This is a genomic window from Acidovorax sp. JMULE5, from assembly GCF_013376875.1.
Taxonomy (GTDB): Bacteria; Pseudomonadota; Gammaproteobacteria; order Burkholderiales; family Burkholderiaceae_C; genus Acidovorax; species Acidovorax facilis.
The window spans coordinates 2,371,067-2,384,734 of record NZ_CP035951.1; the positions used below are offsets into that span (position 1 = coordinate 2,371,067).

Annotated in this window: 12 protein-coding genes; 11 read left to right on the forward strand and 1 reads right to left on the reverse strand. The window is 66.7% G+C overall.

Annotation, left to right across the window (positions count from 1 at the left end):
- Positions 1–19 precede the first annotated feature (19 nt).
- From EXV95_RS10630 to EXV95_RS10675, 10 genes are all read left to right on the forward strand, one after another.
- On the forward strand, positions 20–676 hold the full coding sequence (locus EXV95_RS10630) for a TetR/AcrR family transcriptional regulator (protein ID WP_176886787.1): 657 nt from the start codon (positions 20–22) through the stop codon (positions 674–676).
- 189 nt (positions 677–865) lie between these two features.
- Entirely contained in the window at positions 866–1,168 is a 303-nt protein-coding gene (locus tag EXV95_RS10635) for a 2Fe-2S iron-sulfur cluster binding domain-containing protein (RefSeq protein WP_176886788.1), read from the forward strand.
- 25 nt (positions 1,169–1,193) lie between these two features.
- Positions 1,194–1,781: an NAD(P)H-dependent oxidoreductase gene (locus EXV95_RS10640; protein WP_044398955.1), complete on the forward strand. Its 588-nt coding sequence runs from the start codon at positions 1,194–1,196 to the stop codon at positions 1,779–1,781.
- A 23-nt stretch (positions 1,782–1,804) separates the two neighbouring features.
- Complete coding sequence (locus tag EXV95_RS10645) at positions 1,805–3,124, forward strand: amidohydrolase family protein (protein ID WP_176886789.1); 1,320 nt, start codon at positions 1,805–1,807, stop codon at positions 3,122–3,124.
- Complete coding sequence (locus tag EXV95_RS10650) at positions 3,121–3,597, forward strand: RidA family protein (RefSeq protein ID WP_176886790.1); 477 nt, start codon at positions 3,121–3,123, stop codon at positions 3,595–3,597. The genes EXV95_RS10645 and EXV95_RS10650 overlap by 4 nt, the downstream gene beginning before the upstream one ends.
- Positions 3,598–3,628: 31 nt before the next feature.
- Positions 3,629–4,492, forward strand: coding sequence for a creatininase family protein (locus EXV95_RS10655; RefSeq protein ID WP_176886791.1), 864 nt, complete (start codon positions 3,629–3,631; stop codon positions 4,490–4,492).
- Between the two features lie 86 nt (positions 4,493–4,578).
- On the forward strand, positions 4,579–5,577 hold the full coding sequence (locus tag EXV95_RS10660; protein WP_176886792.1) for an ABC transporter substrate-binding protein: 999 nt from the start codon (positions 4,579–4,581) through the stop codon (positions 5,575–5,577).
- Between the two features lie 197 nt (positions 5,578–5,774).
- Positions 5,775–6,605 carry an ABC transporter ATP-binding protein gene (locus EXV95_RS10665; protein WP_176886793.1) on the forward strand — a complete coding sequence of 277 codons (831 nt, stop codon included), beginning with the start codon at positions 5,775–5,777 and terminating at the stop codon, positions 6,603–6,605.
- 143 nt (positions 6,606–6,748) lie between these two features.
- A complete protein-coding gene (locus EXV95_RS10670) occupies positions 6,749–7,534 on the forward strand; it encodes an ABC transporter permease (protein ID WP_121944136.1) in 786 nt (261 codons plus the stop codon).
- A 101-nt stretch (positions 7,535–7,635) separates the two neighbouring features.
- The gene (locus tag EXV95_RS10675) at positions 7,636–9,021 is read left to right on the forward strand and encodes an FAD-binding oxidoreductase (protein WP_176886794.1); all 1,386 of its coding nucleotides are present in this window, start codon (positions 7,636–7,638) and stop codon (positions 9,019–9,021) included.
- Positions 9,022–9,193: 172 nt separating this feature from the next.
- On the opposite strand, the gene EXV95_RS10680 is transcribed toward EXV95_RS10675, so the two are convergent.
- On the reverse strand, positions 9,194–9,916 hold the full coding sequence (locus EXV95_RS10680; protein ID WP_176886795.1) for an alpha/beta fold hydrolase: 723 nt from the start codon (positions 9,914–9,916) through the stop codon (positions 9,194–9,196).
- A gap of 162 nt (positions 9,917–10,078) precedes the next feature.
- On the opposite strand from EXV95_RS10680, the gene EXV95_RS10685 reads away from it, so the two are divergent.
- Positions 10,079–13,576, forward strand: coding sequence for a DUF2126 domain-containing protein (locus tag EXV95_RS10685; protein WP_176886796.1), 3,498 nt, complete (start codon positions 10,079–10,081; stop codon positions 13,574–13,576).
- Positions 13,577–13,668: the final 92 nt, after the last annotated feature.

The following is a 13,668-nucleotide window of genomic DNA, read 5'->3' on the forward strand; positions in this document are numbered from 1 at the left end:
TCCCGCACCCCGCCCATCCATGACTGAAACCGAAACCGATGTCGCCTCAGGCGCACTCCTGGGCCGCGCCAAACAAGGGCGCGAGCGCATCCTCACCGCCATCCGCGAGGCGGCCATTGCCGAGTTCAGCCGCCATGGTTTCAAGGGGGCATCCACCAAGGCCATTGCCGAGCGTGCGGGCCTCACCAAGCCGCAGCTGCACTACTACATCAGCAGCAAGGAAGAGTTGTATGAAGAGCTGCTGTACTCGGTGCTCAACGGCTGGTCGGGCGCCTTCATTTTCGACAGCAACAGCGACGACCCCAAGAAGGTGTTGAGCAGCTACGTGCGCAAGAAGCTCGACTACGCGCTGGACAACCCCGGCCTGTCGCGCATCTTCACCACCGAGGTGCTGGGCGGTGGGCGCAACCTGGGTAAATACTGGCCGGTGGCAGTCAAGTCCACCCAGCAGAAGGTGGACCTGATCAACCGCTGGATTGCCGAAGGCCGCATGCGCGCCGTGAACCCCACGCTGCTGCTCATGCAGATCTGGGGCATGACGCAGCACTACGCCGACTACGGCGTGCAGGTGCACATCATGCTGGGCCTGGCGCCCGATGAACCCATCGACCGCGAGCCCATCGTGCGCGAACTCACCAGCTTTGTGCTGCTGGGCTGCGGCCTCGCACCAGACTAAAGCCCCCGCCCCATTCTGGGCATCCCTCGGGCGCCCAAGGGGCGAATTCCGGGCAATTTGCACCAGTACGCGGCGTCAAAAGCCCCTTTCAGGCCGCGTTGATCCACCGCAAAGACGTTTGACCGCTTTTTGTGGCTGGCACAGCCTTTGCAATAGTTTGACCAATCGATCAAATCACATGGTCAAACAATGCAGACAGCCTCTGACACCGCCAGCGCCACCCGCACAGAACACACGTTCGAGCTGATCCTGCAGCGCAGCCAGATGCGCTTGCCCGTTGGCCCCGGCGAGAGCATGGCCGACGTGCTGCAGCTCGCTGGCGTGCCGCTGGAAACCCTGTGCGAGCAGGGCGTGTGCGGCACCTGCGTGACCCGCTGGCTGGACGGCGAACCCGACCACCGCGACAGCTGCCTGAGCGCCACAGAGCAAGCCACCCACGTCGCTGTGTGCTGCGCACGCAGCCACGGGCCCACGCTCACGCTCGACCTCTGAACTTCAACAACCAGGAAGCTCCGCCATGCGCATCCTCGTGATCTATTGCCACCCGGTAGAAACCAGCTACAACGCAGCCCTGCACACCGAGGTGGTGCAGCAGCTGCGCGGCGCGGGCCATGAGGTGGACGACTGCGACCTGTACGCCGAGGGCTTCAACCCCGTGATGACACGCGAAGAGCGCCTGGGCTACCACGAGGTGCCCAGCAACCAGTTGCCTGTGCAGGGCTATGTGGACCGCCTGCTCTGGGCCGAAGCCGTGGTGTTCTGCTTTCCCACCTGGTGCTTTGGCATGCCGGCGATGCTCAAGGGATTTTTCGACCGCGTGCTCATGCCCGGCGTGGCCTTTGACATCAGCGACCCGCACAACGTCAAGCCCTCGCTCACGCACATCAAGCGCATCTCGGCCGTGGTCACCTACGGCCGCCCGCGCTGGACGGCCCTGTTCATGGGCGACCCGCCGCGCAAGTCCATCACCCGCTACATGCGCCTGCTCACCGGCGGCAAGGCGCGGGTGGACTACCACGCCTACTACCACATGAACGTGGCCACACCACCCCGGCTGGCGGCCTTCAAGGCACGCGTGGGTCAGGCCATGGCGCGGTTTGCATAAGACCCATTTCTAAAGGCCACGGCATGCATGCATCCAGCACTCCCGACCACATCCTGCGCGCAAGGTTGCCGCGCTGGCTGCTGCCCGCCACATGGCCGCAGCAGGGCCACCAGCCCGCACTGGCCGACCTGCACCTGACCCAGGGTCGTATCGTGCAGGTGCTGCCCCATGGCACCCAGCCAGCGCCCCACGGCACGGTGTGGGACGTAGCAGGCGCGCTGGTGCTGCCCGGCCTGGTGGATGCGCACACCCACCTGGACAAAGCCTTCACCCTGCCCCGCATGGGTGTGGTCAAACCCGGTCTGCTGGGCGCCATCGAGGCCATGATGGTGGACCGCCAGGGCTGGACCGAGGCCGACATCCACGCCCGCGCCAGCCGCGCGCTGCAATGGGCCTATGAGGCTGGCACCGTGCACCTGCGCACCCACTGCGACTGGTGGGAGCCCGACGCGCAGCCGCTGGCCTGGAACGTGTTGCGCGCACTGGCCCACGACTGGGCCGACCGCATCACGCTGGAGCGCGTGAGCCTGATCCCCCTGCACCTGTACGCAGACCGCAGCGCCGCCATGCAGCTAGCCGCCACCGTGGCTGCGAGCGGCCCCGGCGCCTTGCTCGGCGGCTTTGTGCATTCCACCAACTGGGACCCGCAGGCGCTGCGCCACCTGTTTGAGGCCGCACAACACCACGGCCTGAACGTGGACCTGCATGTGGACGAAGAACTGCACCCCGGCGCACAGGGCTTGGCGACCACGGCCGCACTGCTCAAGGAACTGCGCTTCGAAGGCCATGTGGTCTGCGGCCACACCTGCGCCCTGGCCGCACAGGACGAAGCCACGGCCCTCGCCACGCTCGACGCGGTGGCGCAAAGCCCCATCACCCTGGTCACGTTGCCCATCACCAACCTGCTGCTGCAGGACGCCACCACCGGCCGCACGCCGCGCCAGCGTGGCCTGACGCTGGTGAAGGAAGCCCGCGCACGCGGCATCCCGGTGCTGGTGGCCAGCGACAACGTGCAAGACCCGTTCTGCCCCGTGGGCAGCTTCGACCCGCTGGAGGCCCTGTCCACGGGCGTGCTGGCGGCGCAGTTGGATGCACCTTTCGACCAATGGAGCGAGTCGCTGTGCCGCAGCGACTGGCTGCGCACCGGCCCCGCCGCGTTGCCCCTGCAGCCCGGTGCGGTGGCTGACCTGCTGGTCTTCACGCAGGCCGACCACTGGGGCTTTCCATCCCGTACACAAGGCGCGCAGGGCCGCGTGGTGCTGCGCCAAGGCCGCGTCGCCAGCGGCCATGCACCGGCCGCCTGGCATGTACCTACCACCCAATCCGCAAGGAGCCTCGCATGAGCCCCACATCTGCAACCATACCTGCGCCGGGCATCGCCCAACCCCTGGCCCGCTACGCCGCCTGGCGCCGCGCAGGCGACTTCATCTACCTGAGCGGGATCATCGCCGTGGACCCTGCCGCCAGCCGCATCGTGCGCGGCTACGACGACATCCCGCATGAGGCCGCCACGCTGATTGGCCGCACGGGCGAGTTCAGCAGCGACATCAAGGAGGGCCCCATCCTCGCGCAGAGCTGGTACGTGCTCGACCGCATCCGCCAGACCATCGAGGCCACAGGCGGCCAGATGTCCGACGTGTTCAAGCTGGTGCAGTACTTCAAGAACCTGGACCACTTCCCGCAGTACAGCCGCGTGCGCAAGCTGTTCTTCCCCGGTGAGCCACCCGCATCCACCGTGGTGGAAGTGAGCGGCATGTTGCCCACCCCCGACATCCTGATTGAGGTCGAAGCCACGGCCTATCTGCCACAGCGCTGATCCACCCCCAACACCTTCACGAAAGTCTTTCATGCTGCACGGCTACAACCCGCCCCACCGCTACCTGCCCTACCTGAGCTGGACCGAGATCGCCGACCTGCCAGACAAGGAGAACACCGTCATCGTGCTGCCCACGGGCGCCACCGAGCAGCACGGCCCGCACCTGCCCTGTGCGGTGGACACGGTGATCAGCGCGGGTGTAGTGGGCCATGCGCTGGCGCGCCTGCCGGCCGATGTGCCTGCGTTTGCGATGGCTCCCATCACCTACGGCAAGTCCGAAGAGCACCTGCACTTCCCCGGCACCGTCACGCTGAGCGGCGAGACCCTGCTGGCCACCATGAACGAGGTGGGCGAGTCGGTATACCGCGCGGGCTTTCGCAAGCTGCTGTTCGTCAACGGCCACGGCGGCCAGCCGCAGGTGATGGAGATGTGTGCGCGCGAGCTGCGCCTGCGCCATGGCGACTTCATCGTCGTGCCCAGCTTCACCTGGCGTGTGCCGCATGTGGCGGGCAAGTACCTGTCCGACACCGAAAAAAAACTGGCCATGCACGCAGGCCACGCCGAGACCGCGTTGATGCTGGCGCTGGCCCCCGACACCGTGCACATGGAGCGTGCGGTAGTCAACTACCCGCCCGTTTTTGACTCGCCCCTGCTCTCACCCGACGGCCGCCCGGCCTGCGCCTGGAGTGCGCGCGACTTCGGCCCCAGCGGAATCATTGGCGACCCGCTGCCCGCCACGGCCGAACAGGGCCACGCCATCCTCGACTCGCTGGCTGTGAGCTGGGCCGCAGCCATTACCGAGCTGCACAAGCTGCAGTGGGCACCGCGCACTGAGCCCACCTGGGGCCGCGCCAATCACACCGGGCACGTGGAGCACTCCAGCGCACTGGCCTGAAACCTGCAAACGCTACGGCAAAACCTTTTCGCCTTCCCCTTCGTTGTCCCTTCGTTCCACCTCCACCACCCTACCGGAGTACCACCATGATGAAGACCGCCTCCCGCCTTTCCAAACTTGGTGCAGCCGCGCTGCTCGCTGTTGGTGCCGTCGGCACCATGCAAGCCCACGCGCAGGAAAAGTTCACCTACATGACCAACTGGTATGCGCAGGCCGAGCATGGCGGCTTCTACCAGGCGGTGGCTACGGGCCTGTACAAGAAGTACGGGCTGGACGTGACCATCAAGATGGGCGGCCCGCAAGTCAACATCGTGCAGATGATGGCCGCCGGCCAGGCCGAATGCGTGATGGGATCGAGCGACCTGCAGATGATCCAGATGCGTGAAGGCGGCGTGCCGGTGGTCAACGTGGCAGCGGTGTTCCAGAAGGACCCTCAGGTGCTCATCGCCCACGAGGACGTGAAGAAGTTCGAAGACCTCAAGGGCAAGACCATCCTGATCGCCTCGTCGGCCCAGCGCGGCTACTGGCCCTGGCTCAAGGCCAAGTACGGCTTCACCGACTCGCAGACGCGCCCCTACACCTTCAACATCCAGCCCTTCGTCGCCGACAAGAACGCCGCCCAGCAGGGCTACCTGACCTCCGAGCCGTTTGCGATCGCCAAAGCGGGCGTCAAGGCCAACACGCTGATGTTCAGCGACCAGGGCTACCCCGCCTACGCCACCACCATCTCGTGCATGGAAAAGACGGTGAAGGACCGCAGCGCCGCCGTGGCCTCGTTCGTGAAGGCATCGATGGAAGGCTGGAAGAGCTACCTGGCCGACCCAGCCCCGGCCAACGCGCTGATCAAGAAGGACAACCCCAACATGACCGACGAGCAGCTCGCCTACAGCGTGGCCAAGCTCAAGGAAATGGGCATGGCCACGGGCGGCGATGCCACCACCATGGGCATCGGCATCATGACCGACGCACGCGCCAAGGCCAGCTACGACTTCCTGGTGGACGCCAAGCTCATCGACCCTGCCAAGGTGAAGCTGGCCGAGACCTACACCACGTCCTTCGTCAAAGACCTCAAGATTCTTCCTTAACACCCCCTGGGTCGCTTCGCGCCTTCCCCCAAGGGGGACAACGCCCTCGCTGCGGGGCGGCCCTTGCTCGGCGTTCGCTGGCTCGGGCCGCGCCAGTTTCCAGCGGCTGGCGCCAAGCCAAGCGCTACGACAGATAAGCCCCATCGCCCTGACACAGCGGCCAGCCTCCCCGGCCACATCCATCGAAAGGCACCACCATGTCCATTCCCGCTGCCTCGCCACCTCTGGCACCCGCGCCGCGCCCCACACCCGCCGTGGAGGTGCTCTCGGCCGAAAAAACCTACCCCAATGGCACCCAGGCCCTGCTGCCCGTGGACCTGACCATTGAGGAAGGCGAATTCGTCACCCTGCTCGGCCCCTCGGGCTGCGGCAAGAGCACGCTGCTGAAAATGGTGGCGGGCCTGCTGGAGCCTACCGATGGCCGCCTGCACCTGTGGCGCAAGCCCGTGGCGCAGCTGGACGAAAGCGGCAAAAAGATGGCCTTCGTATTCCAGTCGCCCACGCTCATGCCTTGGGCCAGTGTGCAAACCAATGTGCGCCTGCCGCTGGACCTGGCGGGCGTGCCGCGTGCCGAGGCCGATGCCCGCGTGACCGAAGCACTGGCGCTGGTGGGGTTGTCAAAGTTTGCCCATGCGCTGCCCCGTGCGCTGTCGGGCGGCATGCAGATGCGCGTGTCGATTGCGCGCGGCCTGGTCACCCAGCCCGACCTGCTGCTGATGGACGAGCCCTTTGGCGCGCTGGATGAAATCACGCGCCACAAGCTCGACGCCGACCTACTCGACTTGTGGCGCAAGAAGAAGCTCACCGTGATCTTTGTGACGCACTCGATCCACGAGGCGGTGTTCCTCTCCAGCCGCGTGGTCATGATGGCCGCGCGCCCCGGCCGCGTGGTCGAAGAGTTCCGCATCGACGCGCCCTACCCCCGCACGGCCGACTTCATGGTGTCGCCCGAATTCAGCCGCTACGCCAAGCTGCTGCAGGACAGCCTGCTGCGCGCCAGCGTGGACACCGAGGAGAGCGTGGCATGAGCACCCCCTTCCCTTCCGCATCCATCGCGTCGCCAGTGCCATCCCCTGGGGTGACATCCAGCCCCGCAGCCCCTCGCTCGGTACCTGCGCAAGCCGCCACTGCCAAGCCGGCCCACAAAGCCGCCCCCAAACGCACCCCGCTCATGGCCCAGCCCCGCGTGCAGCGCGTGGTGTACCCCGTGCTGGTCGGCCTGGTGCTGATCGCGCTGTGGCAAGGCCTGGTCACGGCCATGGAGCTGCCGCCCTACCTGGTGCCCTCGCCCATCCTGATGATGAAGACGCTGTTCACCGACTGGGCCGCGCTGGGCGGCTCGCTGTGGGTCACCGTCAAGATCACGGTGCTGGCCTTTGTGGTGGCCACCGTGGCGGGCGTGCTGATCTCGTTCCTGTTTGTGCAGAGCAAGCGCATCGAGACCGCGCTCTTCCCCTACGCCGTGCTGCTGCAGGTCACGCCCATCGTGGCCGTGGCGCCGCTCATCATCATCTGGGTGAAGGACCCGATGGCCTCCATGGTGATCTGCGCTGCACTCGTCGCCCTGTTCCCCATCATCAGCAACACCACGCTGGGCCTGCGCAGTGTGGAGCCTGACCTGCAAAGCTACTTCCAGCTCAACCGCGCCACGCGGCTGCAGACTCTGCTGCGCCTGCGCATCCCCAGCGCGCTGCCCTACTTCTTTGGCGGGCTGCGCATTTCCAGCGGCCTGGCGCTCATCGGCGCTGTGGTGGCTGAGTTTGTGGCGGGCACCGGGGGCCAGGGTGCGGGGCTGGCGTACCAGATCCTGCAGGCCGGCTTTCAGCTCAACATCCCGCGCATGTTTGCTGCACTGCTGCTGATTTCGCTCACTGGCGTCGCCTTGTTCGTGCTGATGGCCTGGCTCACGCGCGTCGCCCTGGGCGGCTGGCACGCCAGCGAAACGTCGCACGACTAGCCCTATCACCCCATCGCCAACACACCGCGCGCAGTCACTGGCGCACGGCAAGGGCTTCCCTTTGCCTAAAAACGGCCACCAGCGGCCAAGGAGATACCGACATGACCACCACCGCCCATCAACTGCCCGACCTGCTGCCCGGCCTCGACTGGATCGCCGACCCGCTGCGCGTGGGCCGCCTCTCACAGGACTTTGCCTGGTTCAGCCCCGTGCTCAAGCGTGACCTGGCGGGCAAGCGCGGCGACATTGCCGTGCGCCCGCGCACCGAAGCAGAAATCCGCCAGGTGGTGGCCGCCTGCGCCAGCGCGGGCATTCCCCTCACCGTGCGCGGCAGCGGCACTGGCAACTACGGGCAAAGCACGCCGCTGCACGGCGGCGTGATCCTGGACCTGTCGGGCTACAACGCATTTGGCTGGGTGCGCGGCGGTGTGGGCCGCGCGCAGTCGGGCATCCGGCTGGCGGACTTTGATGCGCAGGCCAAGCCCCATGGGCAAGAGCTGCGCTGGCTGCCCAGCACCTACCGCAGCGCCACGCTGGGCGGGCTGTTTGGCGGCGGCTTTGGGGGGGCAGGCTCCATCAACCACGGCCCGCTGGCCGCGCCTGGCAACGTGCTGGCCGTGCGTGCGATGACGGTGGAGCCCGAGCCCCAGGTCATCGAACTGCGCGGCCCCGAGGCCATGCTGCTGCACCACACCTACGGCACCAACGGCATCGTGCTGGAGCTGGAAGTGGCCCTGACCCCTGCCGTGGAGTGGACCGAATGCATCGCCACCTTCGCGCAGTTCGACGCCGCGCTGGACTTTGCCGACCGCTTTGGCAGCGCCCCCGGGCTGGAGAAAAAAGAGGTGTGCTTCGTTGCCGCCCCCATCCCGCAGTACTTCACCAGTCTGGCAGAGCACCTGCCTGCTGACCAGCACGCCGTGCTGCTGCTGGTGGCCCCGCACTCCGAAGCGGGCATGCGAGACATGGTGGCCCAGCACGGCGGCCAAGTCACCTACCGCAAGACGGCCGACGAAGTGGCCAGCAGCCACAAGACGCTGCTCGAATACACCTGGAACCACACCACGCTGCACGCGCTGAAGGTGGACAAGAACCTGACCTACATCCAGAGCGGCTTCAACCCCATGCACCGCCTCAAGCAGGTGAAGGCACTGGAGGCCGCGCTGAAGGGCGAGGTGATGATGCACCTGGAGTTTTTGCGCACCAAGGAAGGCGCCTTCAACTGCAGCGGCCTGCAGATCATCAGGTACACCACCGAGGAGCGCCTGAACCAGATCATGCAGATCTACCGCGACCATGGCGTGCAGATCAACAACCCACATGTGTACATCGTGGAAGACGGCAAACAGAACAATCTGGACCCGGCCGTGGTGGGCATGAAGCGCCGCTTCGACCCGCAGGGCCTGCTCAACCCCGGCAAGCTGCGCAGCTGGTATGCGGCAACACAATTGGCGCCCGAGACAACGCCAGCGCGACAAACCGCCTAAGAGCGCCTCACAAAACTTCCCTGGCGTCGTTGTCCCGCCTTGTCGTACGCCTTGTACTGCCTGCGGCGGAACGCCTAGGGATGGCCGCTTTGCTGAGTTTTTTGAGCCGCTCCAAGTCACCCCGTCCCACCACGGCGCCCTCGTCCACAAGGCGAGAGGAAGGAAGCTCAGGTCAAATCCATCCGCTGCGCGCCAGCCACTGCACCAGCAGCCGAGTCACCGTCTCAGGTTGCTCCATGGTCAGCATGTGGCCGCTGTCCGGCAAGAGGTGGTGCTCTGCAGCGGGCACCAGCGCCGCAATCTCCGCCGAACATTCGGGCGGCGTGAGCTGGTCAGCCTCGCCGCATACCACTAGCACCGGGCAGGCCACCCCGGGCAGGTGCTTGCGGGCATCGGGCCGATGGATGACGGCGCGGTTCTGGCGAACCAGGTGGGAGGCGCCTGCGTCCAGCACAAAGTCGAGATAGGCCTGCACCAGCCCAGGCCGCGTGGCATTGTCAGGATGAAAGGCAAAGGCCACGTTGGGCTCGATCACTTCGCGCAGGCGGCCTTGTTCAAAGAGTTCGATAGCGGCTTCGCGCAGCGCCCGCATATCCGGCGTCTCGGGCCGCGCGGTGGTGCCCAGCAGCGCGAGTCCGGCCACACGCTCCGGCGCCTGGCGCGCGACCTCCATGGCGACCATGCCGCCCATCGATGCGCCCGCCAGCACCAGCGGCCCTGCATGCTGCGCCAGCAGCCGGGCGGCAAAGTCCTCGATGGTGTGCAGGTTCACATCCTGGTGGGCCGTGGCGACAGCGGGGCGCAGCGCGGCGGGCAGCAGCGGCAGCACGCCGCGCCACATGCGTTCGTCGGCGGCCAGGCCAGGCAGGAGCAGAAGTTGGGGGGAATGGGACATGGGTGAATCAGGGCATCACCAAATTGGTGCGCGATCAACAAAAGGGAGACAGCCCCGGCAGCGGGGCACGGACCGCACATTGTGAACAGCCGATGACCGCTTGTCACCGCCCCCGGGAATAGTTGCCCGCGATGGCTCGGGACTTGCTAGCATGGCCTGCATATGCCCATCCACGCCGCGCTCCACCACGTCACGCATTACCAATACGACCGGCTGGTAGGCCTCGGGCCACAGACCATCCGATTGCGGCCTGCGCCCCATTGCCGCAGCAATGTGATTTCGTATTCGCTCAAGGTCGAGCCTGCGCAGCACTTCATCAACTGGCAGCAGGACCCGTTTTCCAACTACCAGGCGCGGCTGGTCTTCCCCGAGAAGACGCGCGAGTTCAAGGTCACGGTGGACCTGGTGGTGGAAATGGCGGTGTACAACCCCTTCGACTTCTTCCTGGAACCCGAGGCCGAGAACATCCCGTTCAAGTACAGCAGCGATGTGCAGCAGGAGCTGGCGCCCTACCTGGCCACCGACCCGATGACACCGCTGGTGCAGGCCTATCTGGACAAGGTGGACCGCAGCAAGCAACGCACCATCGATTTCCTGGTCAAGCTCAACCAGCAGGTATCGCAAGACATCCGCTACCTGATCCGCCTGGAGCCCGGCGTGCAAACGCCCGAGGAAACGCTGCAAAAAGCCAGCGGCTCGTGCCGCGACTCCGGCTGGCTGCTGGTGCAGCTGCTGCGCCACCTGGGCCTGGCGGCGCGGTTTGTGTCGGGCTACCTGATCCAGCTCACACCCGACGTGAAGGCGCTCGATGGCCCCAGCGGCACCGACCACGACTTCACCGACCTGCACGCCTGGTGCGAGGTCTACCTGCCCGGCGCGGGCTGGATTGGCCTGGACGCCACCAGCGGCCTGATGGCGGGCGAGGGCCACATCCCGCTGGCCTGCACGCCCCAGCCCTCAGGGGCCGCGCCGATTGAAGGCGGCGTGGACAAGGCCGAGGTGGAGTTCAGCCATGAGATGCGCGTGACGCGCATCTTCGAATCGCCCCGCGTGACCAAGCCCTACACCGAAGACCAGTGGCAGGCCGTGCTGGCGCTGGGCGATAAGGTGGATGCCGACCTGGTGGCGGGCGATGTGCGCCTGACGATGGGTGGCGAGCCCACCTTTGTGGCCGTGGGCGACCGCGACGCGCCCGAGTGGAACACCGATGCACTGGGCCCCACCAAACGTGGCTTTGCCACCGAACTCACGCACAAGCTGCGCGCCGAATACGGCCAGGGCGGCTTTTTGCACTTTGGCCAGGGCAAGTGGTACCCGGGCGAGCAGCTGCCGCGCTGGGCACTGTCCATCTGCTGGCGCGCCGACGGCCAGCCCGCCTGGCAGAACCCCGCGCTGTTCGCCGACGAGCGCGACCCCTCGCACTACACCAGCGCCGACGCCGAACGTTTTGTGCGCCACCTCACGCGCAAGCTGGGCATCACCGACCGATTCATTCTGCCCGGCTACGAAGACACCTTCTACTACCTGTGGCGCGAACGGCGCCTGCCGGTCAACGTGGACCCGTTCGACGCGCGCCTGGACGACGAGCTGGAGCGCGCACGCCTGCGCCGCGTGTTCGAGCAAAAACTCGACAGCGTGGTGGGCTATGTGCTGCCGCTGCAGGCAGGCGAAGGCGCAGGTACGCTGGCGGGCAGCGTGTGGAGCACGGGGCCGTGGTTCTTCCGCGACGACCGCATGCTGCTCATCCCCGGCGATTCGCCCATGGGCTACCGCCTGCCGCTGGACGCCCTGCCCTGGGTGAAAGCGTCGGACACCGAGCACCTGATCCCACAAGACCCGACCGCGCCCCAGAGCCCGCTGGCCGCTGCCACCACGCTGCGGGCGCGATATTCCGTGCCATCCGGCCCTGTCACCGGCGACCGCGACCTGCCCTACCTGGCGGGCGCCACCGCGCCGGGCGAGGCACGGCGCGTAACGCAGAGTACTGCGGGTGGTGATAACGCGCGCCTGTCCGGTCAGCCCGACCCGCATGCGGGCGTGCAGCCACCCGGCAAGTTCCAGTCGGCCGCAGGCCTGTCGCGCACGGCGCTATGCGTGGAGGTGCGCGACCCGCGCCGCGCCAGCGGCCCCAAGGCCGAGAAGGTGGGCGAGAAATACGGCGTGCTCTATGTCTTCATGCCGCCGCTGTCGCGCCTGGATGACTACCTGGACCTGCTGGCCGCCATCGAAGCCACGGCCGAAGAGCTGGGCATGAAGATCGTGCTGGAAGGCTACCCGCCGCCGCGCGATGCGCGCCTCAAAGTGCTGGCAGTCACGCCCGACCCGGGCGTGATCGAAGTGAACATCCACCCCGCCAGCCATTGGGAGGAGCTGGTGCAGCACACCGAGTTTCTGTACCAGGCCGCGTGGGAGACGCGCCTGTCGGCCGAGAAGTTCATGACCGATGGCCGCCACACCGGCACCGGTGGCGGCAACCACTTTGTGATGGGCGGCGCCACACCGGCCGACTCGCCCTTCTTGCGCAAGCCCGAGCTGCTGGCCAGCCTGTTGCTGTACTGGCACAACCACCCGAGTCTGAGCTATCTGTTCAGCGGCCTGTTCATCGGCCCCACCAGCCAGTCGCCGCGCGTGGACGAGGCGCGCAACGACCAGTTGTACGAACTGGAGATCGCGCTGCGCGAGATCGAAACCAACCGTGCGGTCTACGGCCAGGACATGCCGCCCTGGCTGGTGGACCGCACGCTGCGCAACATCCTGGTGGACGTGACGGGCAACACGCACCGCAGCGAATTCAGCATCGACAAGATGTTCTCGCCCGACAGCAGCACCGGCCGCCTGGGCCTGCTGGAGCTGCGCGCGTTCGAGATGCCGCCCCACGCCCACATGAGCGTGGTGCAGCAGCTGCTGCTGCGCGCTCTGATAGCCCGCTTCTGGAAGACGCCCTACCGCGCGCCCGCCGCCCGCTGGGGCACCGAGCTGCACGACCGCTGGATGCTGCCCACCTTCATCCAGCAGGACATGCACGATGTGGTGGCCGAGATGAACGCCGCAGGCTACGCGTTTGACGCGGCCTGGTTTGCACCGCAGTTCGAGTTCCGCTTCCCCATGGTCGGCACGGTGAAATCGATGGGCGTGGAGCTGACTCTGCGCAATGCGCTGGAACCCTGGCATGTGATGGGCGAGGAAGGCTCGGCCGGGGGCACCGTGCGCTATGTGGACTCGTCGCTGGAGCGCATCGAGGTGCGCGTGACGGGCATGAACGAAAGCCGCCATGTGGTCACCGTCAACGGCCAGCCGCTGCCGCTGCAAAGCACCGGCACCACCGGCGAATTTGTGGCGGGCGTGCGCTACAAGGCATGGAACCCGCCCTCGGCCCTGCACCCCACCATTGGCGCCCATGCGCCGCTCACGTTCGACATCGTGGACACCTGGATGAACCGCTCGCTCGGCGGCTGCCAGTACCACGTGGCGCACCCGGGCGGGCGCAACTACGACACCTTCCCGGTCAACGCGTATGAGGCCGAAAGCCGCCGCCTGGCGCGCTTCTCGCGCATGGGACACACGCCGGGGCGGCTGGCGGTGCCACCTGCGACCATCGAGCTGCCGGGCAGCCGGGAGTTTCCGTTCACGCTGGATCTGCGGCGCAAGATGCGGCCGTAGGAAAGCCACCCCCTGAGTCGCCTGCGGCGCCTTCCCCCTTGAAGGGGGACGACGCCCTTGCTGCGGGGCGGCCCTTGCTTGGCGTCCCTGGT